Below are 22,688 nucleotides of genomic sequence, written 5' to 3'. Positions count from 1 at the left end.
TTAACCGGCTCGAACCCGAGCGGCTCGCTGGACGACGCGATCGCCTGGTGCGGCACGCTGCCTCGATCAGCGCGCCGACGTTGACCGCCCCTACGTAGACGCCCTTGCCGGCGAGCGCGGCGTTGAGTGTGTGGAAGTAGCCCCCACCCAGGCGGGCAACGGGCGGGGGCCGCAGGAGACCTACTTGGCGTTCGCCTTCAGATAATCGCTGTTCATCTGCGCGATCGTGTCCAGCGGGATGCCCTTCGGGCAGACCGCCGTGCACTCGCCCGTGTTCGTGCAGCCGCCGAACCCCTCCGCGTCCATCTGGTCCACCATGGCCTTGGCGCGCGACAGGCGCTCCGGCTGGCCCTGGGGCAGCAGGCTCAGGTGGGTGATCTTGGCGGCGGTGAACAGCGAGGCCGAGCCGTTCGGGCAGGCCGCCACGCAGGCGCCGCAGCCGATGCAGGTGGCCGCGTCGAAGGCCGCGTCCGCGTCCTCCTTGCGCACAGGCACGCTGTGGGCGTCCGGTGCCGAGCCGGCCGGGACGGAGACGAAGCCGCCCGCCTGGATGATGCGGTCGAACGCGCTGCGGTCCACGACCAGGTCCTTGACGACCGGGAACGGGGCCGCGCGCCACGGCTCGATGGTGATCGTGGCGTTGTCCTCGAAGTGGCGCATGTGGAGCTGGCAGGTCGTCGTGGCGCGCTGCTCGCCGTGGGCCACGCCGTTGATGACCATGCCGCACATGCCGCAGATGCCCTCGCGGCAGTCGTGGTCGAAGGCGATCGGGTCGTCGCCCTCGAGGATGAGGCGCTCGTTGAGGACGTCGAGCATCTCCAGGAAGGACATGTCCGGGGAGACGTCCTCAACGCGGTACGTCACCATTCGTCCCGCGTCCGAAGGGCCGCTCTGACGCCAGACCTTAAGGGTCAGGTTCACTTGTAGCTCCGCTGGGTCATCTTGACGTACTCGTACTCGAGCGGTTCCTTGTGCAGGATCGGGCCGTCGGCTCCCCACTCCCACGCCGAGACGTGCGCGAAGTTGTCGTCGTCGCGCAGGGCCTCGCCGTCGGAGTCCTGGGACTCGGCGCGGAAGTGGCCGCCGCAGGACTCGCTGCGGACCAGGGCGTCCAGGCACATGAGCTCGGCCAGGTCGAAGAAGTCCGCGACCCGCCCGGCCCGCTCCAACACCTGGTTGAGCTCCTCGGAGGTGCCGGTCACCTTGACGTTCTGCCAGAACTCCGCGCGCAGCTCGGGGATGCGCTCCAGCGCCTTGCGCAGCGACTCCTCGGTGCGCTCCATGCCGCAGTAGTCCCACATGAGCTTGCCGAGCTCGCGGTGGAAGGAGTCGGGGGTGCGGGTGCCGTTCACGGACAGGAGACGCTCGATCTTGTTCCGGACCTTGATCTCGGCCTCGGCCACGGCCGACTCGTCGACCTCGCCGAACGGGCCCGCGGCCAGGTAGTCACCGATCGTGGTCGGAAGGACGAAATATCCGTCGGCCAGCCCCTGCATCAGCGCGGAGGCGCCCAGACGGTTCGCGCCGTGGTCGGAGAAGTTCGCCTCGCCGATGACGAACAGGCCCGGGATCGTCGACTGCAGGTCGTAGTCCACCCACAGGCCGCCCATCGTGTAGTGGACTGCCGGGTAGATCCGCATCGGCACGTCGTACGGGTTCTCGCCGGTGATGCGCTCGTACATCTCGAAGAGGTTGCCGTACTTCTTCTCCACCGCGTCGCGCCCGAGCCGGTTGATGGCGTCGCGGAAGTCCAGGTAGACGCCCAGCCCGCCGGGGCCGACGCCGCGGCCCTCGTCGCAGACGTTCTTGGCGGCCCGCGAGGCGATGTCCCGGGGGACGAGGTTGCCGAAGGCCGGGTAGATGCGCTCCAGGTAGTAGTCGCGCTCGTCCTCCGGGATGTCCCCGGGGGCGCGGGTGTCGTTCTTGCGCAGCGGCACCCACACGCGGCCGTCGTTGCGCAGCGACTCCGACATCAGCGTCAGCTTCGACTGGTACTCGCCCGACACCGGGATGCAGGTCGGGTGGATCTGCGTGTAGCAGGGGTTGGCGAAGTACGCGCCGCGCTCGTGCGCCCGCCAGATCGCCGTCGTGTTGCAGCCCTTGGCGTTCGTGGACAGGAAGAAGACGTTGCCGTAGCCGCCGGTGGCCAGCACCACGGCGTCGGCCAGGTGGCGCTCGATCTCACCGGTCACCATGTCGCGCACGATGATGCCGCGCGCCCGCCCGTCGGCGACGATCACGTCGAGCATCTCGTGCCGGGTGTGCATGGTCACGGTCCCGGCCGCGATCTGCCGCTCCAGCGCCTGGTACGCCCCCAGCAGCAACTGCTGGCCCGTCTGGCCGCGCGCGTAGAAGGTGCGGGAGACCTGGGCGCCACCGAACGAGCGGGTGTCCAGCAGGCCACCGTACTCGCGGGCGAACGGCACGCCCTGCGCGACGGCCTGGTCGATGATGTTCACCGAAACCTGGGCGAGGCGGTAGACGTTCGACTCGCGGGCGCGGAAGTCGCCGCCCTTGACGGTGTCGTAGAAGAGCCGATAAATGCTGTCGCCGTCGCCGCGGTAGTTCTTGGCGGCGTTGATCCCGCCCTGCGCGGCGATCGAGTGCGCGCGGCGCGGGGTGTCCTGGTAGCAGAAGGACGTGACGTTGTAGCCCAGCTCGCCGAGCGTCGCCGCGGCCGAGCCGCCGGCCAGGCCGGTGCCGACCACGATCACGTGGAGCTTGCGCTTGTTGGCCGGGTTGACCAGCTTGGCGCCGAACTTCCGCTTCTCCCACCGCTCCTCGATGGGACCAGCGGGGGCCTTGGCGTCGCGGATCTCCGGACCTTCGGTGTACTTCACTTCACAACTCCGAACATGATCGCGAGGGGCGGGGCCACGAAACCGAGCACCAGCACCGCGGAGATCAGTCCCGCACTCATGCGAAGGACGCGGTTGCGGGCCTGGTTGGCCCAGCCGAGCGTCTGGAAGGCGCTCCAGACGCCGTGCCGCAGGTGCAGGCCGACCAAGACGACGGCGACGACGTAGACCAGCGTCATCCACCACCGGGACGGCTGGAAGTCGGCGATCATGCGGTCGGCCGGGGCGGAGTCGTAACCCTTGGGGTTGACGACGCCGAAGGTCAGGTCGAGCAGGTGCCAGACGACGAAGAGCGCGATCGTCAGCCCGCCGAACCGCATGATGTGCGTGGTGTAGCCGCCGGCCTGCGACTTCTTGGAGACGTACTTGACCGGCCTGGCCTTGCCGGCGCGGCGGGCGAGCGAGATCGCGGCCCACATGTGCAGGACGACCGAGGCGACCAGGACGAGCTCGATGACCGTCAGCAGCGTCCGGTACGGCAGCAGCGGCTCCCCCAGCGTGCGCAGCGCGTGGGCGTAGTCGTTGAAGGAGTCCTCGCCCAAGAAGATCTTGAGGTTCCCCAGCATGTGGCCGATCAGGAAGAGCACCATGATGGCGCCCGTGACGGCCATGACGACCTTCTTGCCGTTCGACGAGCCGAGGAACCCGCCGTTCTGCTTACGCTTGGGAGTGCTATCGGGAGGTGTAACAGGCGCTGTAGCGGCGCCGCGCTCAATCGTCGCAGTCACGTCTTCAGACGCTAAGTACCCAGCGATGATCCGTCCAAGTCATGGCGGGCCTGGTTTCCATAGCCGCGGGCTATGATGCTGGTATGTAGGGCCTTTTCCCGGAAAACCGGTCGGCCGGTGCGAGGAAAATCACATGCAGTTGCAACAACTGGCCTACTTCGTCGCCGTCGCGGAGACCAGGCACTTCACCCAGGCCGCCGAGCGCATGCGGGTCGCGCAGCCGTCGCTGAGCAAGCAGATCAAGGCCCTGGAGACCGATCTCGGGGCGCCGCTGTTCTCGCGGGCCCGCGGCAACGTCACCCTCACCCCGGCCGGCGAGGCGCTGCTGCCGCTCGCCCGGCGGATGCTCGCCGACGCCGACACCGCCAGGCAGGAGGTGGCCCAGCTCGCCGGGCTGCGCCGGGGGCGGGTGCGGCTGGGTGCCACGCCGTCGCTCTGCGCGGGGCTGCTGGCCGACGCGCTGGCCCGCTTCCATCACGCGTACCCGGGGATCGAGCTGCTGGTCGAGGAGGGCGGCTCGCGTGACCTGGTGCGGGCGCTGGCCAGGGGGCAGCTCGACCTGTCATTGATCATCATGCCGCTGCAGAGCGACGACCCCTCGCTGGTCACCGAGGAGATCCTGCGGGAGAACCTCGTGGTCGTCTCGCCGTCGCATGAGCACACGCGAAGCCCGTACATGGAGATCGAGGACCTGCGCGGGCGCCAGATGGTGATGTTCCGGCGCGGCTACGACCTTCGGGAGGCGACGCTGGCGGCGTGCCGGCAGGCGGGCTTCGAGCCCGCGTTCGCGGTGCAGGGCGGCGAGATGGACGCGGTGCTGCGGTTCGTGGAGGCGGGGCTGGGTGTGGCCGTGGTGCCCTCCATGGTGCTCGACGGGCGCCCTGGGCTGTCGGGCACGCCGCTCGCGCCGCCGGGGCTCAGCCGTACGATCGCGCTGGCCCACCGCAAGGATGTCGAGCCGACCACGGCCGCGCAGGCGTTCAGAGAGACCTTACTGACTTTTGTGGTGGAAGCTGGGCGAGAGGGCACGCTTCCACAAGGGGTAGAGCTCATCGCAGAATGAGCAGCAACGTGTCGGATTCTCGGTGAGGCGGTTTGTGACAGCAAATCTCTCGGAAACGCTGACGCTGCTCCTCGTCGAAGACGACGACGGCGACGCCTTCCTCGTCGAGCAGTTGCTCGAGCAGGCCGTCGCGCCGCCGAAGATCTTCCGGGCGCGGAGCCTGCAGGAGGCCAAGGTCAAGCTGACCTCCAACATCCAGTGCGTGCTCGTCGACCTCTCATTGCCCGACGCGAACCGGCTGGAGGCCCTGGAGGCGGTGCTGGCGCTGGCGCCGCACGCGGCCGTGCTGGTGCTCACCGGGCTCAGGAACGTCCGGCTGGGCGTCGCCGCGGTGCAGGCCGGGGCGCAGGACTACCTGGTCAAGCAGGACGTCGACGCGCGGCTGCTGGCCAGGTCCATCAGATACGCCATGGAGCGCAAGCGGGCCGACCAGGCCCAGCTCAGGCTCATGCAGGCGGAGCTGATCGCCAAGGAGAACGCCAGGATGCAGCGTCACCTGCTGCCCGTCGCGCTGCTGCACACCGACGAGATCGAGCACACCACGCGTTACCTGCCGGGCAGCGGCGGGACGCTGGCCGGCGACTTCCTGGACTCGGTGCAGACCCCGGACGGCGCGGTGCACATCGTGGTGGGCGACGTGTGCGGGCACGGCCCCGACGAGGCCGCGCTCGGCGTAGCCATGCGCATCGCGTGGCGCACGCTGGTGCTGGCCGGTCAGACGGGGGACAAACTGCTGCGCACGCTCGACATGCTGCTGCGGGCCGAGCGCAAGGCCCCGGAGATCTTCACCACGCTGTGCATGGCGACGATCACCCCGGATCTGCGGCTCGCCAGGATGCGCGTGGTCGGGCACCCGCCGCCCGTGCTGGTGCGCGACGGCCACGTGGAAGTGGTCCCCGGCGCCCCGTCGGGCCCGCCGCTCGGGATCTTCCCCGACGCGGAATGGTCGGTGATCGACGTGCCGCTGGGCGAGAAGTGGTCGATGATGCTCTACACCGACGGCCTGATCGAGGCCGCCGTGGGCGAGCACAAGGAACTGCTGGGCGTGGAAGGCTTGGTCAAGCTCGTACGCGAGCACGGCGCCATCGACCTCGACCGGCTCATCCGGCACGTGGGCACGCTGAGCGACGATCTGGCCGTGGTCCTGGTGGGCAGGAGGAGAGCATGAGCATCCATCCGCTGCCTCCTCCCAGGGAGCCGATCGGGCTGGGCCGGCTGCCCGTGGCCCGCTGGTTCCTGTTCACCGGCGCGGTGGCCGGCGTGGCGTTCGTGACCGGGGTCGCGGTCACCTTGTCGATGAGCATGCGGGCCCTGGAGATCAACGAGCGGCCCGACGTGGCCGCGCAGCTCAACCGGCTGAACGCGGCATTGATCGTGCTGTTCACCGTGTTGCTGGCCTGCGGCATAGGGCTGGCGATCATCGTGCGCTATGCCGTGCTGAAGCCCATCGACCAGCTCACCGAGCAGATCCGCAAGGTCGCCGCCGGCGACTTCGACCACACCCTGCAGGTGGACCGGCCGGCGGAGCTCGCCGAGCTGTCCAGCCACGCCGACTCCATGCGCGGCCGCATCGTGTCGGCCTGGCGCGTGGCCACCGAGCAGACAGAGGAACTGCGCAGGTCGAACAGCGAGCTGGAGCAGTTCGCCTACGTGGCCAGCCACGACCTGCAGGAGCCGCTGCGCAAGGTGGCCAGCTTCACCCAGATGCTGGAACAGCGCTACGGTCCGCAGCTCGACGAGCGGGCCAGGCAGTACATCCATTACGCGGTCGACGGCGCGAAGCGCATGCAGCTGCTGATCAACGACCTGCTGGACTTCTCGCGGGTCGGCCGGGTCACCGGCGAGCGCACCGTGATCGACTCCGACGAGGCGCTGAACTCGGCGCTGGAGAACCTGTCGGCCACCATCGAGGACACCGGCACCACGGTCACCAGGGACGAGCTGCCCAAGGTCAAGGGCAACCGGCTGCAGCTCACGCAGCTGTTCCAGAACCTGATCGAGAACGCCATGAAGTTCCGCTCCGAGGAGCCGCCGCGCGTCCACATCGGGGTGCGGCGATCCGGCGACAAATGGGAGTTCACCTGCTCGGACAACGGAATCGGCATCGAGCCCAAGTACGCCGACCGCATATTCCTGATATTCCAGCGTCTCCACCCCCGCGACGTGTATCCAGGGACTGGCATCGGCCTGGCACTGTGCCGCAAGATCGTCGAGTACCACGGCGGACAGCTGTGGCTCGACCGCGGCGCGGAGGGCCAGGGCTCGACGTTCCGCTGGACGCTACCCGCGGCTGGAGACGACGATGACTGACTGGCGCCCCATCGAGGTCCTCCTGGTGGAGGACGATCAAGGGGACATCCTGCTCACCAAGGAGGCCTTCGACTTCAACAAGGTCCGCAACCGCCTCAACGTGGTCAACGACGGTGAGCAGGCCATGGCGTTCCTGCGCCGGGAGGAGGGCTTCGCGGAGGCGCCGCGCCCGGACCTCATCCTGCTCGACCTCAACCTGCCGCGGATGAGCGGCATGGAGGTGCTGCGCGAGGTCAAGGCGGACCAGGCGTTGCGCACGATCCCCGTGGTGATCTTGACGACGTCGGAGGCGGAGGAGGACATCCTGCACAGCTACCGGTTGCACGCCAACGCGTACGTCTCCAAGCCGGTGGACTTTGAGCAATTTATCCGGGTTGTCCGGCAGATAGATGATTTTTTCGTGACTGTGGTTAAGTTGCCCAGCCAGGGGCAGCGCCTCTGACGGGCCTACGTGACAGGAATCACAGCCGGTCATCGAAAAAGTGAGTGACCCCGCTCACAAAATGCGATGCGGTCGTCGTAACGTATCCCCCACCAACGCGCGCTTGAGCGGATACCGCCGTACGCGCGCCCAGCGAAACGAAACCACGGACCCCCTGCGCGAACAGGGTCCGCGGGAGGTGGAGAGGTCCGCGATGACCCAGACGACGCCCGAAGCTTCGGCCAGAAGGCAGCGTGCGCAAGTCAAAGTACGCACGCTGCGCACGGACAGATGGTGGCTGGTGCCGCTGCTGACATTCCTCGGGCTCAGCACGTTCCTTGTCTACGGCGTGTGGGCGATCTTCGATACCAGCTACTACGTGCCAGGGTCGGAGTACATCGCCCCGTTCTCGTCGCCATGTCTGGCGACCGCGTGCCCCGAGGGGGCGAGGTTCCTCGGCCTGGCACCGTTCGGCGACTGGTACGCGCTGCCGCCGGGGCTGCTGATCCTCGGCCTGCCCGGCGGCTTCCGGCTGACCTGCTATTACTACCGAAAGTCGTATTACCGGTCGTTCTGGCTGGCGCCGGCCGCCTGCGCCGTGCAGGAGCCGCATGGGAAGTACACCGGTGAGACCCGCTTCCCGCTGATCTTCCAGAACATCCACCGCTACTTCTTCTACGGCGCCCTGCTCATCGGCTCCGTCCTCACCTACGACGCGATCCTGGCGCTCGTCCACACGCCGCTCGGGCTGGGCACCTGGATCCTGCTGCTCAACGTGGTGCTCATCTGGGGCTACACGCTGGGCTGCCACTCCTGCAGGCACATCACCGCGGGACGGCTCAACCACTTCTCCCGTCACCCGCTGCGCTACCGGGCCTGGACGTTCGTCTCCAAGCTCAACGCCAAGCACCAACCCCTCGCGTGGGCCTCGATGTTCTCGGTCATGGGTGCCGACCTGTACGTCCGCCTGGTGGCCAAGGGCATCATCGCCTTCCCGTACGCGTAAGGACAGCTTTCAGTGGAAAACTCGCTTAACACAGAGCTTCACGAATATGACGTCGTCGTCATCGGCGCGGGCGGCGCCGGGCTGCGCGCCGCCATCGAGGCTCGCCAGCAGGGCAAGCGGACGGCGATCGTGTGCAAGTCGCTGTTCGGCAAGGCGCACACGGTCATGGCCGAGGGCGGCGCGGCCGCGGCCCTGGGCAACGTCAACCCCAGTGACAACTGGATGGTGCACTTCCGCGACACCATGCGCGGCGGCAAGTTCCTCAACAACTGGCGGATGGCCGAACTGCACGCCAAGGAGGCGCCGGACCGCGTCTGGGAGCTGGAGGCCTGGGGCGCGCTGTTCGACCGCACCAAGGACGGCAAGATCAGCCAGCGGAACTTCGGCGGGCACGAGTACCCACGGCTCGCACACGTGGGCGACCGTACCGGGCTGGAGCTGATCCGCACGCTGCAGCAGCGCGTGGTGGCGCTGCAGCAGGAGGACTACGAGAAGCACGGCGACTACGAGGCCTACATCAAGGTCTTCGCCGAGTGCACGGTCACCCGCCTGCTCAAGGACGGCGACCGGATCTCCGGCGCGTTCGGCTACTGGCGCGAGACCGGCAACTTCATCCTCTTCGACGCCCCGGCCGTGGTCCTGGCCACCGGCGGCATCGGCAAGTCGTACGTCGTCACCTCCAACTCCTGGGAGTACACCGGCGACGGCCACGCCCTGGCGCTCCTCGCCGGCGCGAAGCTGATCAACATGGAGTTCATCCAGTTCCACCCCACCGGGATGGTCTGGCCGCCGTCCGTGCGCGGCATCCTCGTCACCGAGTCCGTCCGCGGCGACGGCGGCGTGCTGCGCAACTCCGAGGGCCGGCGCTTCATGTTCGACTACATCCCCGAGGTGTTCAAGGACAAGTACGCCACCACCGAGGAGGAGGGCGACCGCTGGTACACCGACCAGGCCAACAACCGGCGCCCGCCGGAGCTGCTGCCGCGTGACGAGGTGGCCCGCGCGATCAACGCCGAGGTGAAGGCCGGGCGCGGTTCGCCCCAGGGCGGCGTATTCCTCGACGTGTCCACCCGGCTGCCGGCCGAGGAGATCAAGAAGCGGCTGCCGTCGATGCACCACCAGTTCAAGGAGCTGGCCGACGTCGACATCACCGCCGAGCCCATGCAGGTGGGCCCGACCTGCCACTACATCATGGGCGGCGTCGAGGTGGACGCGGACACCGGGGCGGCTGCCGTACCGGGGCTGTTCGCCGCGGGCGAGGTGTCCGGCGGCATGCACGGCTCCAACCGGCTGGGCGGCAACTCGCTGTCCGACCTGCTGGTGTTCGGGCGCCGGGCGGGCGCGGGCGCGGCGGCGTACGTGGAAGGGCTCGCCGCCCGGCCCAAGCTCGCCCCGGAGCAGGTGGACGAGGCGCGGGAGGAGGCGCTGGCGCCGCTCGGGCGCAGCGGCGAGAACCCCTACGAGGTCCACCACGAGCTGCAGCGCACGATGAACGACCTGGTCGGCATCATCCGCAAGGCCGAGGAGGTCGGCGAGGCGCTGCAGGTCGTGGAGAAGCTGAAGGAGCGCGTGCGCATGGTGGGGGCCGCCGGGTCCCGCATCTACAACCCGGGTTGGCATCTCGCGATCGACCTGCGCAACATGGTGCTGGTGTCGGAGTGCGTGGCCAGGGCCGCACTGCTGCGTGAGGAGAGCCGCGGCGGGCACACCCGCGACGACTTCCCGGGCATGGACCCGGGCTGGCGCCGCAAGCTGCTCGTCTGCTCCACCGAGGACGGCTCGGTCGTCAAGGTCGAGGAGAAGGTCCAGCCGTCCATGCGGGACGACCTGATCAGCCTTTTCGACCGGGACGAGCTGAAGAAATACCTCACCGACGAAGAGATGGCCGAGTTCGACGGGATAGCGAAGTCATGAGCTACAAGGCAAAGTTCAAGGTCTGGCGCGGTGAGGGCGGAGAGGGCAGGCTCGAGGACTTCACCGTGGAGGTCAACGAGGGCGAGGTCGTCCTCGACATCATCCACAGGCTGCAGGCCACGCAGGCGCCCGACCTGGCGGTGCGCTGGAACTGCAAGGCGGGCAAGTGCGGCTCGTGCAGCATGGAGATCAACGGCAAGCCGCGGCTGGGCTGCATGACCCGCATGTCCACCTTCGAGGAGGACGAGACCATCACGGTCACGCCGATGCGGACCTTCCCCGTCATCAAGGACCTCGTCACGGACGTCTCCTACAACTACCAGAAGGCCAGGGAAGTCCCGTCCTTCACGCCGCCGGCGGGCGTACGCCCCGGCGAATACCGCATGAAGCAGGTCGACGTCGAGCGGTCCCAGGAGTTCCGCAAGTGCATCGAGTGCTTCATGTGCAACAACATCTGCCACGTGATCCGCGACCACGAGGAGAACAAGACCAACTTCTCCGGTCCCCGCTTCCTCATGCGGATCGCCGAGCTGGACATGCACCCGTATGACGTGGCGGACCGGCAGGAGTCGGCCCAGGAGGAACACGGGCTCGGCTACTGCAACATCACCAAGTGCTGCACCGAGGTCTGCCCCGAGCACATCAAGATCACCGACAACGCGCTGATCCCGATGAAGGAGCGCGTGGTGGACCGGAAGTACGACCCGCTGGTGTGGCTCGGCAACAAGATCTTCAAACGCGCCAAGTAGCGGTTGGGGGGCCGGTTCACCGGCCCCCTTTTTACTTGGACCGGCGGAAGCGCTTGCGCGTGGAGTCCGGCATCTCCTTGGTGGGCTCCTGCTGCGGCATCGGCTGGACGGCGGTCACGTCCTCGTCCGCAGGCAGGTACGGCGGCGGCTCGTAGCCCTCAGCGGCGCTCTGGGCAGGCTCGAACAGGGACCGCCCCTCCTGCCACGGCTCGGAGTCGCCGGGTTCCGCTGCCGGGATCGGACCGAGCGGGTGCTCCTGTCCGTCCTCGTACGAACTCGCGCCGCCGGGCGGAATGTCCGCGGGCGGCTCGGCCGGCGGGACCAGGGGCTCGAACGGGTCGCGGTATTCCTTGGCCTTGGGCGGCTCGTGGTTGTAGGAGTCGAACTCGTCCGGGTGCAGCACGACGGGCGGCTCCGCCGATGGCTCCTGCGCGTATCCCTGGGGCGGGTACGGCTGGCCTGGGTCCTGGTAGACGACCGGGCCGCTCGGGTAGGTCTGCACGGGGACGAAGCTGATGATCGGCGCGTACGCCGTCCCGCCCGGATAGCCGGGTGCCGGGAAGCCCGCCGAGACGTAACCGGGGCCGGCCGGATAGCCGGGGCCGGTCGGGTAGCCGCCGCCGGGAGGCGGCATGTCCGGGCGCCCTCCCATGTGCTGCGGTCCGGCCTTGCGTACGGCCGCCGCGTGCGCCATGCGGCGCAGCCGCCCCTCGAAGATCAGCACGGCGAAGAGCGCGAGCAGGACCAGCACCAGAGCCGGGATGCTGAGCTTCTGCGTCAGCGTCCGCTGGTCGAACTCCGGCGCCGCGCCACGCAGCTCCAGCGGCACCTCCTCGGAGGAGGCGACCTCCGTCTCGGTCGGCAGCACGGGCGCGCTCGTCTCGGGCGCGACCGTCGGCATCTGGACGGACTGCTCGGGAGTGGTCTCCGCGGTGGTGGGCGGCACCTCGACGCTCTGTGAGGGCACCGGCTGCAGGTTCTGCGTAGGCGTGCTGGGCGCCTGCGTGGTCGCGGGGGCCGAGGTGGTCTTCTTCGGCGTCGGGGTCTTGGTGGCCTTCGTCGGAGTCGCGGTGACGGTCGTGGTGATCGTCGTCTCCGGCGACTCCTCGGGCGTGGGCGAGCCTAGGGTGGTCGTGACGGTGACGGTGGTCTCCGGCGTGGTCTCGCAGGTCGTGTCACCGACATCGCAGGGCTCGACGGGCGGATCGAACGCGGCCGTCACGGACGCGCTCGCGCTTTGCATGATGAAGGGCGCCGCCCCGGCGCCGGTCAAACCCAGCGCGAGGACGATAGCGGACACGGCCGTCGCTCGCCTGCGTGCCACCGGTGCCCTCCGCGCAGTCCCGAAACCTTGGTCAAGGGAATACTAGTCGGGTCAAAGTAACAGTAAAGACCATTACTCCATCACTCTACGCTCTTTGTGGCGTTGTACCGTGCCAATCAGCCACAGGGCCCCTAGTAGCGTTCCGATCCCGCCCGCGGCCAGCAAATGTCCTTGGGGCCCTTTCAACGGGCTGCCCCGTTCGGGCGCGGGCCGGACCCGTTCCGTGGCGGCCACCGTCTCCCATGGCAAGGGCGCCGCCCCGTGCTGCGGCACGCCGTCGCAGGGGCTTTCCCCCGGAGTCCGCGACATGCTGGGGCGAGGGTGCTCGGGCGTGGCGTCCGGGCCGGCGGTCACGCTCGCCCCCGACGTCATCCCGTTCAGCCGCACCCGAAATCGTTGCACGTCCCCCGTCCTGACCCACTTCCCGGCACCCTCGGGGTCATCGACCCGCTCGAGCACCAGCGACACTCCTGCCGCCGTCACGGGCACGGAGGGCACCGCCGCCAGGATGACTGCCCCAGCCAGGATCCAGCCACGACGACGCATCGACTCCCACTCCCCCGTTGTGACACTGGCGCGACAGATTGCCCCTTGCGCCAAAATAACGCCTAGTAACCATTCTGTCACAGAGAGGGAGGACTCAATCACGCAGGAGCAGACTCTCCACGCTCTTCATGATGGGCAGGTCGGCACCCAGCCAGTCGACGTCGTAATACTCGTCGGGCCCCAGCCACCGCAGCGCCAGGTGCTCTCTGGGCTCCGGCGTGCCCGAGGCCAGGGAGCACAGCCAGACGCGCAGCACGTACCCCTCGGACAGGGGCCAGTCGCCCCCGACCCGCTCGCCCACCGCGATCTCCACGCCGAGTTCCTCGCGGCACTCGCGGACCAGCGCCTCCGCCTCGCCTTCGCCCGGGTCCACCTTGCCGCCGGGGAACTCCCAGCCCCCCGCGAGCGCCGCGGGCTCCGCCCGCTGGGCGGCGAGCACCCGGCCGCCGGAGGCGACGATCACCGCAGCCACGACTGTCTTCATTGCCTCACTCCGTTCGGCGGGCTCGGTCGCCAGACGCCGCCGCCTTCCCCCGCTCTGGTCGCTTCGCTCCCGCCGCTCCTCCAGGCGACGGCACTCCCTCGCCGGCCCATGTGTCGAGATTCCTCATAGGGACGCATTCTGCAGCCTCTTGAGCTGCTCCAGCACCTCGGGGTTCTGCAGGGGGCGGGTGAAGCCCATGAGCGTGTCACGGGCCTGGTAGCTGGTGACCTTGATCGGCCCGCACAGCCGGCACCGGGCTTCCAGCATCTTGCCCTTCGACACCACCAGACCGACGTGTCCGGGGTTGTTGGGCCCGGTGCCCGGTCCCGCGTTGAAGAACACCAGGTCGCCCGGCTGCTCCTGCCCTTCTAACACCTTCACACCGAACGGCCACTGCGTGAACGTCGTCCGCGGGATCGTCAGCCCGGCCTCCTTGTAGGCCGCGTAGATCACGCCCGAGCAGTCGAACGCGTCCGGCCCCGTGCCACCCCACAGGTACGGCTTGCCGCGCTGCGCCAGCGCGAACTGCAGGATCTTGGCCACGACGTCGTTGGGCGCGGCTTCGACCAGCGGCTCGTCGCACTCGTCCGACGCCTCCGGCGGCACCTCGACGTCGCCGGACTTGGCGTATTTCCTGGCGATCTCCTCGACCTGATCGACGTACCACCAGGCGCGGTTGTAGACGAACAGCGCCTGCCGAACGTTCTCGGGGGCCCCGTTGCGCTTGAGCATCTTCGCGGCGCCGAGGATGGCGTCGGCCGGGTTGTACACGTCGCCGATGCCGTCGCCGTCGCCGTCGGAGGCGTACCCGTTGAACGTCGACGACATCGGGATCCTGGCTTTGCCGCCCCACGTGGAGATCAGGAACTGCATCGGCCCCGCGGCGCCCGCGTAGTTGGTGCCGCTCTTGACGCCGGGCAGGTTGGAGCGGCCGTGGTCGGTCTCGCGCTTGCCCACGGCGGCCAGGATGTTCCACTGAACGCCGATCTTCTTGCCGTGCTCCTTGTACAGCTCCAGGTAGTCGCCGGGGATGTCGGCGGCGGCCGAGTCCGACGCCTCCTGCACCTGCGCGGTGTCCTGGCAGTCGGGGGAGGTGCCGCCGCCGTTGTCGAGGAAGGACGGCATCGAGATCAGCAGCATCGGCGACACGACGACCAGCACCAGCAGCAGCATCCCCGCCAGTCCGATCAGCAGGGCGAGGCGCGCGCGTGAGATGCTCACTCCGCGTCACCGTCCTGTCCTTCGTTGGCCGGCAGGATGTCGAAGACCCGCCAGTCGGCGCCGGACTGGGTCACCGTGACCGCGTAATCCTCGCTGACCGCTTTGTCGCCGCTCTTCGCGTCCACCTGCCTGATCCCGATGACGACGAAGATGATCGAGGTCTTGTCGATCTGCCTGATCTCCTTCACCCGGGCCGTGGCCGTGGAGACCACTTGGTCGTCGCGGTTCTGCGCGACGGTGCCCGCCGAGGTGATCGTGCGGGTCAGGACGTTGCCGAGCTCGACCGTCGTGTACGCCTTCACCCGGGTGGCGTAGGCCGCGGGATCCTCGTCGTACCTGAACGTGCCGTACGCGGCGGTGAACCGTTCGGCCAGGTCCGCCGCCGCGGCGAGCTGCTCCTTCTTCATCGGCAGGTAGGAGTAGACGTCGAACGGGGCGGCGCTGGCGGTGGCCAGCGGCGTGCTGGAGGCGGCGGGCGCGCCGGCGGCGCGGCTCGTCACGGGCTGGGGCGCGGCCGTCTCCTCGGAGTCCGGCCCGAAGGTGAGGTAGATACCGACCGCGCCGATGACCACGACGATGGCGGCGAAGGCCACCCCCCGCCTGTCACCTGGCTGCGCCATGTTCAGTCCTTGTCCGGGTTGTTCGGCTTGAGCCAGAAGGGCACGGACGGGTTGTCGGAGCCGCCGTTACCACTGCTGCGCAGCCACAGCGGCGGCGCATCGGACGTGCGGGAGGACGGGTCGTCGGAGCCGAAGATCCGCGGGCCGCCCGACCGCGAGCCGCCGCCCGTGGACCTGCTGGGCCTGCCTCCGCCGTTGCTGGAGCCGCCGAACAGGCCGCCGCTCGAGCCGCGTGAAGGCGTGCCGCCAGAGCGGGAGCCCCCGGTGCCGCTGAACCGCGATCCGCGGGAGGAACCGTTACGCGAGCCGCCCGACGAGCCGCCGCGCGACGCCCAGCCACCGCCCGACCGGCCGCCGAACCAGCCGCCGCCACCGCCACCAGAGCTACCCGAGCCGCCGGAGCCACCCGAGCCGCCGGAAGCGCCGGAGCCCGACGTGCCGGAAACCCTGGGGCCGCCGCCGCGCGTGCGGGTCGCGCCCAGGTTGAGCGGCGGCGCGGTGCCCCTGCGCGGCTCCAGCGGCGCCCGGCCGGCCGTCTTGCCGCCCTGCTGGTCGGTGTCGAGCGGCGCCGCCGTGGCCGGGACCCGGGCGCCCGCTTGGGCGCCCTCCCCTTCCTCGGCGCGTACCCGGACCTGGCCGGTCGCGGCCGCCGTCGCCGCCGCCGCCCCCGGATGGGCCGCGCCGGCCGCCCTGATGAGGGGCTCGGCCTTGCGCAGGCCCCAGCGGCCGATCCGGTTCGAGGCGACAGGCGGCAGCACGGCCGCGGACCGTTCGAGCACGGACGAGCTCGCGGCGTCGCCGAGCATGCGGGTGGTGACCGTGTGGCCGTTGATCGAGGCGAACAGGTGCTGGAACGGCCGCCGGTAGAAGAACACCGCGATCGTCAGCAGGGCCATGAACAGCACCTGCAGCCCCCACGGCATGGCCGTGGAGATGATCAGGGCGTACCCGTACACGAGGACGCTGAGCACCAGCGTCAGGACCGCCTGTCTGAGCAGCGTGCCGACGAGCATCTCCACCCAGCGCAGGGCGATGATGCGGCCGCTGCCCGGATGGACGCCGATCAGCAGGAACACCGGCCCGAGTATCAGCAACAGCAGGAAGCCGACCTTGAGCACCAGCAGCGAGACCGCCACCAGGAAGATGAGCAGGCCGGCCACGATGGCGGCGATGAACGCGCCGACGGCCACGCCGAGCCGGTTGGACCAGTCACGGCCGGAGAAGACGGTGTAGCGGGGGTCGTTCCTGAGCTTTTCGGCCAGCGAGGCGTATTCGGACTGGCGGGCGCCCACGTCGGGGGCCGGCTGGCCGGCCACGGCCGGCGGGACCGACTGCATCTCCAGCACCTTGCGGCCCCAGTCGCGCACGATGGGCTGCTGCGGGTCGGCGGTGCCGAACAGGCCCACCAGCCACGGCTTGCAGACCAGCGTGGACCACAGCGCGTCGGCGTTCTGCTCCACGCCCGGCGTGCCGGTCTGGGCGTAGCCGCCGGCCTTGACCTGCGGGCCGGTCCCGCCGGGCGGCGGCAGGCAGGACGCCCCGCCCGCGCCCGGCAGGCCGGAGAAGGCCGAGTTGACGACCTCGCCGGTCTTGTCGGTGACGACCTTGCCGAGGCCGGTGAAGTCGCCGGGACGGCTGAAGAACCAGACCGCCACCGTGACCGCGAGCACCATCCAGATCACGCCCTCGGCGGTCGTGGTGGCGCGCTTGCGGATCAGCCCGTACCAGGCCAGCCAGATGGCGCCGAGGATCACGATCGGCTGGAGGAACTCCCAGTACATCGCGTCGGCAAGCCTCTGGACGATGTCGTCGACGACGTCCTTGATGGACTGGAGCGGTCCCTCGGTGGCCGCCGCCTGGTAGGTGGTGATCGTCAGCCGGTCGATGGCCTTGGCCGCGGTGAAGATGCCGTTGGCCCACATGTTGCCGAGCACGGCGACGTAGTCGGAGCAGCCCAGGTCGTGGGTGTGCCAGAACTGGCCGCTCATGCCGAACTGGCCGTAGTTGGTGGTCGGCGCCTGCGGGCCGCCCGCGGGCGGCGGCGCCTGGATCAGGCCGTCGGTGCCGCCGCCGACCATCTCGGGGTTGAGCGGGCCCGACAGGTCACATGGGGCCGCCGCGGCCGGCGCGGACATGCCTCCCAGGACCAGCGGAACCACGAGAATGCCGGTGACGAGCGCGAGAACCAGCGCGAGTCGTCGGGATAGCCGGATCTTCATGACCGTACCTCCTGCGCTCTGCCCACGCCCCCTTGAAGATCATCATGCCCGTCGCCGTCGGGTTTGTCGTGTGTCGGATTCGTGTCGAGCCAACGGAGCAGTTCCTCGGAGATCAGGTCTACTCCGATCCGGCCCGCCCTGCCATCCAGATCGCGGAATACGCATTCGCCGTTGCCGAGCGAGCGCAGCACGGCCTTGTGCTCTTCCGACGGCTCCACCCCGAGCAGGGACATGACGTGGTCCACCTCCACCCGTTCGGTGGACCGGAACGCGAAGACGGACGACAGGCAGTTGGTCACCTGCTCGTTCAGCAGGTCTCCCGCGTTCTGCGAGACCAGCACGAGCGCGGTGTTGCGGGAGCGGCCCATGCGGCTGACCTCGGGCACCAGCTTGGCCCCCTCGGGAGTCGAGGTGATCGCCCACGCCTCGTCCAGGAAGATCGCCTTGGGGGCGCGCCGGTCGAGGCCGTTCATGAGCCGGCGCGCGAACTGGGACACCAGGTAGAGCAGCGCCACCGACAGCCGCTGCTCGTAGGAGTAGTCCTCCCTGGTCGTGGCCACGTCGGGCAGCGTCAACCCGCCCAGCGTGAACACGGTCGTCCACCCCTCGGTGTCGATCTGGTCGCCGCCCGACGGGTCGAAGCAGAGCTTGGCCAGGCGCATCTCCGACATCGAGCGCAGCACCGCGCCCAGGTTTTTCGACGCCGGGTCGTCGGCTTGCTCCAGGTGGTCCACGACCTTGCCGAGCGACGGGTCGGGCCCGTTGGAGACCGCGGCCACCGCCTGGATCATCGCCGACTCGCGCTCCTCCGACATGCGCGGCAGCAGCAGCCGCAACGTCTCGGTGGCCATGGTCTTCTTCGCCGCGATGTCATCGCCGAACGAGAACGGGTCCAGCAGCCCCGGCGCGGCCGAGCCGAGCGGGATGATCCGGGCCTTGCGCCCGCGCTTTTCCAGGAGTCGCACGAGCGACTCGGCGTCACCCTTCGGGTCGATCACCGCGACCGTCACCCCGCGCAGCGCCATCTGGTAGATCATCAGCAGCGCGAGCGTGGTCTTGCCGCCGCCCGGCTCGCCGGTGATCGCGATGGCGGTCGGCCGGTTGCGGGTGGCCGCCACCAGCGGGTCGAAGTGCACGATGCTGCGGGCGCGGCCGACGGTCTCGCCGATGTACGGGCCCAGCCAGCCCTCGCTGCCCTCCCCCAGCCGGTCGCCGAGGTCCACGGTCGCCGTGGCCATCCCGCCCGCGATCGTGCGTAGCGGCTGGCGCTGGGCGTAGGCGTTGATGCGTACCTTCTCGCCCGGCAGCACCTCGCAGAACAGCGAGAACTGGTCGCCGGTCGAGTTGACCACGTCGATGCCCATGTCGCGGAAGTGCTCGACCACCGCCTCCACCCGCTGCACGCAGATGTCCTCGGTCGGGGCCGACACGATCAGGCGGTGCCAGCCGTACACGAAGGGCAGCCGCTCCTTCGTGATCCCGTGCTCCAGCATCCGGGCCGCGTCGATCTGCTCGGCCAGCGCCAGCGGCGCCTCAGCGCCGGCCTCGCGGATGTGGTGGTCCATGTCGCGGGCGTGCGCGAGCTTGCGCGCCACGTCCTTCGACGCCTTGACCGGCGGGATCAGCCGCATCCGCGACGAGATCTCCACCGGGAACGGAAGCTGGTCGGCGAAGTGCATCCACGGCTCGCCGTCGGGGAACGGCATGAGGTCGGGGAACCGGGCGAACGACAGATGGGCCACGTAGGAGTCGCCCTGCGGCTGCACGATGCGCAGCAGCGACCTGCCGTTGTGGATCTCGCCTTCGACCAGCGACTCGATCTCGCCCCTGCCCCAGCGCCGCTTCGGGCTGGCCGACGGCGGCGGGTCGCCGAGCGCGCCCGCGGCCGCGTGCTGGAACAACCACGCCACCTCGACGGAGGTGGCGTGACGGGCGTAGAGGGCGCTCGACGCGAGCGCTCGGCCCAGGCGTTCAGCCTGTTCGGTCCACCGGCCGATCTCGCTGTCGGGCACGTGGTCGTCCTCCATGCCGAGCGCCTTCTCCGTCTTCTGGTAGAAGCCGAAGACCTGGGCGAGCACGCCGCTGCCGAGCTGCTTGCCGCGCGGGCCGAGCCGTACGCCGAGGTAGACCTCCTTGGTCCAGAAGTCCTTCGCCCAGACGTGCCGGTACATCTCCTCCAGGTAGTCGCGCCAGCCGGGCCCCTCGTCGGACGTGGCATTGAGCGCCATGGCCCACTCCGCGGCGGGGTATGTGCGGTGCGCGACCCGAAGATGGACCTCGGCGTCGGGCATCCTGATCGCGGCCAGCGCGATCGTGATGTTGGTGGCCAGCGCCTCGCGCTCCTCGGGCGTGACGAACTCGTAGCTGACCGTGGGAAGGCGGAAGTACGCCCATGCGCAGGTGGCTGTGAGCAGGATGCGGTCGTCGAAATAGCGGACCGCGAGGCGCTGGTGCGCTCGGGACGCCCTGCTCATGCCGCCCCCTCGGCGCATGAACGGGCCAGACCTGCTCGCTTGTTCACTTATCGCTCACCGATTCTCGTGCCCGGGGGGTCACTCGCCAACTCCTCTTCGCTCGGTCGTACGGTCTGTGCCGCGAAGCCCGCGACCACGACACCGGCGAGGGCGAGGTAGGCCCGCCGCCCGGCCGCGCGCAACTGCCCCGGATCGACGACCTCCGCGCCGTCCGGCGCCAGATCGTCCTCCCAGGGGACCCTGACGATGGCCCGGCACCTGCCCCTGGCCACCGACTCCGCCTGCTCGACGTCGCTCATCGAACGCCTGCTCACGCCGTTGACCACCATCACCGCACGCCTGCGCAGCTCCGCGCAGCCGTGCCCGTCGAGCCACTCGTACGTCATCGCCACCGCCTCCGACGCTTCCTCGCTCGCGGGGACCACCAGGACGAGCTGGTCCGCGTACGGCAGGAGCCGGGCCGCCAGCGCGGCGGCCGGGTCGATGACGGCCAGCTTGTAGTGCCGGTCGAGCAGCCGCATGGACCCGCCCAGCCGGTGGTCGGAGAAGAAGGACCGGTCCGCCAGGCGCTGCTCGGCGCCCGCGTCGGTGTCCGCGCTGATCACCTCGAGCCCGGAGGCCGTCCTCGTGGTGTATCCGCGCATCGTGAGGTAGCCGCTGACCCGGTCGAGCCCGGACAGCAGTGAGGTGAGGGTCTCGGGAGTCTCGGGCTGGATCTTGCTGGTCAGGGTGCTGCCGCCGGTGTTGGCGTCGACGGCCACGACCCTGTCGTCGCGATATCGGGCGAAGGTGTGGCCGAGCATGAGCGCCGTGGTGCTCTGTCCGGCTCCGCCGGTGCAGCCCAGGACGACGACCCTCCGGCTGCCGCTGAACACCCCCCTTGCCCTGGCCTCGTCGATCTCGGACCCGTCGGTGCGCACGCCCGGCCCGCCGACGACCACCTGGGCGATCCGCCGCCACCCGCTGCCGGAGTCGCGCCCGACGACGGACTCGAGCCTGCGCACCCGGCCATCGATCGGCCCGGGCACCGGGACCGGCGCAACGAGCTCACCAGGCCGCTGGTCAACCCCACCGGCCCTGCGGCCACCGGCCGCCGGATCAGATTCGCTCGGCACGCCGGCCGCCGGAGCCGGCTTGCTCGGCACGTCATCCGCTGAACCAGGCTTGTCGGGTGCGTCACCGATCGGGCCTGGCCTGATCGGGACGTCGCCGGTCTGGGGCGGGGGCTGCGGGGCGGAGTCGCCTAGGCCCGTTGTCGCGCCGCGTGCGGCGGCGGGGTCGGCCCGGCCGGTGCGGGGCAAGGGCTTGGCGTCCGGGTTGAGCGGCGGCCAGACCCGCTGCGGGCCCGACAGCACCAGCGCCGGGCCCAGCCTGGGCGGCTGCCCCTTCCTGTGCTGGTCCCGCGCGATCTCGTCCTCGTGCCGCTCGTCTTCCCGCGACCCGCTCTCCGTAGGGCCGGGCGGGTCGGCGGGCGCGTCGGCACTGGCCGCGAGCCGCCGCAGCCGCCGCAGCGCCTCGGTGTCGATGGGCTTGCCCCCGGCGGGCTTGCGGCTCTCCGCCGTCTTGATCGGCACGACCGCCCCACGAGCGGCCCGCGCCTCAGCCTCTCCCGGCGCTTCGTGCCCGCTCCTGCCGTCCGGTACGTCCAGCTCCCGGCCCGCGAGCTCCCGGCCTGCGCCTTGCTCCTGATCCGCGAGCTCCCGACCCGCCACCGCGGCCTCGGACTCCCGGGCCGTGGCGGAAAGGGCATCCGGCCCACGCTCGGCCTCGGCCTCCGTCGCGCGCACAAGAGCGCCGCCCGGCTCGAGGGTGGCGGGCTGCGTCGCGGCGGCCTCCCGGCCCCGGACGGCGGCATCGTCCTCGATCGGGTCCCTGCCGTCCGCCGCTTGCTGCCCGGCCTCTTCGCGGGGCGCCGCTTCCCGGGCGGATGGTCGCCGAGCGCCGAACCTCTTGGCTCTGTCCCTCCAGCCGGTGTGCTCGCGCTCGGCCGACGCCGGGGCGGGCGCGGATCCCGTAGCGGACGTGGCTTCGGTGCTGGGCGGTTCGTCCCCATGGACAGCGGCCGGCGGCAGCTCCTGGCGCCGCCCAGAGCCGCCTGAGAGTCCCTCCTCGTGCCGTACCGGCCCCGTGCCGGACGCGGGTGCCGGGGACGAGGCCGTCTGGCGTACGTGAGCCTTCAGGGCGGGCGCGGCGCCACGGCGGGCGCCCCAGCCGGTGCGCGCGGTCGCCGGCTCGGCGACGGGAGCCTGGCCGGCCGCGGCGGCCGCGGCCGCGACGGCGGGGCGCACCTGCCGGGGCCCGATGATCCCCTGGTTCTCCCGCCTGCGTTGCGGGTGGCGGCTCTTGCGCGCCGCCTTCGACCTGGACCGCGCGGGAGCGATGCGCCAGACGCGCACCGAGAAGGTGATCGTCTCCGCCTCGGACGTGGGCGCGAGACGGTACCAGGCCTTGGGCTGGCCCAGGTAGCGGAGCTGGGATTCGAGGACCTCGGTGAGCCGCTTGCCCTCGATGACGGGACGGGTGGACAACCAGGTCACGATCCCGGGCGGCACCAGGAACAGCACGTGCCACGGCATCTCCACGGGCACGCCCACCAGGACCAGCAGGAGCGACCACGGTACGAACACCCCGACGAAGACGCCGATCCAGACGATGGGCAGCGGCATCGGCAGGCGTAGGTCGTAGACCTTGTAGAGCCGCTTCTCAATGCGCCAGATGTTCGTATACGTGGGCAGGTCCACCCGGTCCTCC

Annotated in this window: 17 protein-coding genes; 7 read left to right on the top strand and 10 right to left on the bottom strand. The window is 69.9% G+C overall.

Annotation, left to right across the window (positions count from 1 at the left end; all coding sequences use genetic code 11):
• Positions 1-180: 180 nt before the first annotated feature.
• Genes ACTMTI_RS22235 through ACTMTI_RS22225 form a run of 3 tightly spaced genes read right to left on the bottom strand, consistent with a single transcriptional unit; the run spans position 181 to position 3,586 of the window.
• Positions 181-921 carry a succinate dehydrogenase/fumarate reductase iron-sulfur subunit gene (locus ACTMTI_RS22235; RefSeq protein WP_441122373.1) on the bottom strand — a complete coding sequence of 247 codons (741 nt, stop codon included), beginning with the start codon at positions 919-921 and terminating at the stop codon, positions 181-183.
• Entirely contained in the window at positions 918-2,840 is a 1,923-nt protein-coding gene (locus ACTMTI_RS22230) for a fumarate reductase/succinate dehydrogenase flavoprotein subunit (RefSeq protein ID WP_441122372.1), read from the bottom strand. Before ACTMTI_RS22230 ends, ACTMTI_RS22235 begins: the two co-directional genes overlap by 4 nt.
• Positions 2,837-3,586, bottom strand: a complete 750-nt coding sequence (locus ACTMTI_RS22225) for a succinate dehydrogenase cytochrome b subunit (RefSeq protein WP_441122371.1) — start codon at positions 3,584-3,586, stop codon at positions 2,837-2,839. The genes ACTMTI_RS22230 and ACTMTI_RS22225 overlap by 4 nt, the downstream gene beginning before the upstream one ends.
• A 133-nt stretch (positions 3,587-3,719) precedes the next feature.
• On the opposite strand from ACTMTI_RS22225, the gene ACTMTI_RS22220 reads away from it, so the two are divergent.
• From ACTMTI_RS22220 to ACTMTI_RS22190, 7 genes are all read left to right on the top strand, one after another.
• A complete protein-coding gene (locus ACTMTI_RS22220; RefSeq protein ID WP_441122370.1) occupies positions 3,720-4,649 on the top strand; it encodes a LysR family transcriptional regulator in 930 nt (309 codons plus the stop codon).
• A 34-nt stretch (positions 4,650-4,683) separates the two neighbouring features.
• Positions 4,684-5,817: a PP2C family protein-serine/threonine phosphatase gene (locus ACTMTI_RS22215; protein ID WP_441122369.1), complete on the top strand. Its 1,134-nt coding sequence runs from the start codon at positions 4,684-4,686 to the stop codon at positions 5,815-5,817.
• Positions 5,814-6,959 carry a sensor histidine kinase gene (locus ACTMTI_RS22210; protein ID WP_441122368.1) on the top strand — a complete coding sequence of 382 codons (1,146 nt, stop codon included), beginning with the start codon at positions 5,814-5,816 and terminating at the stop codon, positions 6,957-6,959. Before ACTMTI_RS22215 ends, ACTMTI_RS22210 begins: the two co-directional genes overlap by 4 nt.
• The gene (locus tag ACTMTI_RS22205; RefSeq protein WP_441122367.1) at positions 6,952-7,401 is read left to right on the top strand and encodes a response regulator; all 450 of its coding nucleotides are present in this window, start codon (positions 6,952-6,954) and stop codon (positions 7,399-7,401) included. The genes ACTMTI_RS22210 and ACTMTI_RS22205 overlap by 8 nt, the downstream gene beginning before the upstream one ends.
• 193 nt (positions 7,402-7,594) lie before the next feature.
• Positions 7,595-8,386 carry a hypothetical protein gene (locus ACTMTI_RS22200; protein WP_441122366.1) on the top strand — a complete coding sequence of 264 codons (792 nt, stop codon included), beginning with the start codon at positions 7,595-7,597 and terminating at the stop codon, positions 8,384-8,386.
• A gap of 12 nt (positions 8,387-8,398) precedes the next feature.
• Positions 8,399-10,300: a fumarate reductase/succinate dehydrogenase flavoprotein subunit gene (locus ACTMTI_RS22195; RefSeq protein ID WP_441122365.1), complete on the top strand. Its 1,902-nt coding sequence runs from the start codon at positions 8,399-8,401 to the stop codon at positions 10,298-10,300.
• Positions 10,297-11,049: a succinate dehydrogenase/fumarate reductase iron-sulfur subunit gene (locus tag ACTMTI_RS22190; RefSeq protein WP_441122364.1), complete on the top strand. Its 753-nt coding sequence runs from the start codon at positions 10,297-10,299 to the stop codon at positions 11,047-11,049. The genes ACTMTI_RS22195 and ACTMTI_RS22190 overlap by 4 nt, the downstream gene beginning before the upstream one ends.
• 31 nt (positions 11,050-11,080) lie before the next feature.
• Here the strand turns inward: ACTMTI_RS22190 and ACTMTI_RS22185 are convergent, their stop codons facing one another.
• The 7 genes from ACTMTI_RS22185 to ACTMTI_RS22155 all read right to left on the bottom strand — a co-directional run bounded on the left by ACTMTI_RS22185 (position 11,081) and on the right by ACTMTI_RS22155 (position 22,678).
• Positions 11,081-12,349 carry a hypothetical protein gene (locus ACTMTI_RS22185; RefSeq protein ID WP_441122363.1) on the bottom strand — a complete coding sequence of 423 codons (1,269 nt, stop codon included), beginning with the start codon at positions 12,347-12,349 and terminating at the stop codon, positions 11,081-11,083.
• A 664-nt stretch (positions 12,350-13,013) separates the two neighbouring features.
• Entirely contained in the window at positions 13,014-13,403 is a 390-nt protein-coding gene (locus ACTMTI_RS22180; protein ID WP_441122362.1) for a (deoxy)nucleoside triphosphate pyrophosphohydrolase, read from the bottom strand.
• Positions 13,404-13,526: 123 nt separating this feature from the next.
• A complete protein-coding gene (locus ACTMTI_RS22175; RefSeq protein WP_441122361.1) occupies positions 13,527-14,624 on the bottom strand; it encodes a C40 family peptidase in 1,098 nt (365 codons plus the stop codon).
• Complete coding sequence (locus ACTMTI_RS22170; protein WP_441122360.1) at positions 14,621-15,244, bottom strand: hypothetical protein; 624 nt, start codon at positions 15,242-15,244, stop codon at positions 14,621-14,623. The genes ACTMTI_RS22175 and ACTMTI_RS22170 overlap by 4 nt, the downstream gene beginning before the upstream one ends.
• A 2-nt stretch (positions 15,245-15,246) precedes the next feature.
• Positions 15,247-17,463, bottom strand: coding sequence for a type IV secretion system protein (locus tag ACTMTI_RS22165; RefSeq protein ID WP_441122359.1), 2,217 nt, complete (start codon positions 17,461-17,463; stop codon positions 15,247-15,249).
• Entirely contained in the window at positions 17,460-19,937 is a 2,478-nt protein-coding gene (locus ACTMTI_RS22160) for an ATP-binding protein (RefSeq protein WP_441122358.1), read from the bottom strand. The genes ACTMTI_RS22165 and ACTMTI_RS22160 overlap by 4 nt, the downstream gene beginning before the upstream one ends.
• Before the next feature lie 47 nt (positions 19,938-19,984).
• Complete coding sequence (locus ACTMTI_RS22155) at positions 19,985-22,678, bottom strand: TcpE family conjugal transfer membrane protein (protein ID WP_441122357.1); 2,694 nt, start codon at positions 22,676-22,678, stop codon at positions 19,985-19,987.
• Positions 22,679-22,688 lie beyond the last annotated feature (10 nt).

Origin of the sequence: Nonomuraea sp. H19 (genome assembly GCF_052068215.1) — a bacterium.
Taxonomy (GTDB): domain Bacteria; phylum Actinomycetota; class Actinomycetes; order Streptosporangiales; family Streptosporangiaceae; genus Nonomuraea.
Note: the sequence above shows the minus strand (reverse complement) of the source record. Positions and strands in the feature narration are given on the sequence as shown.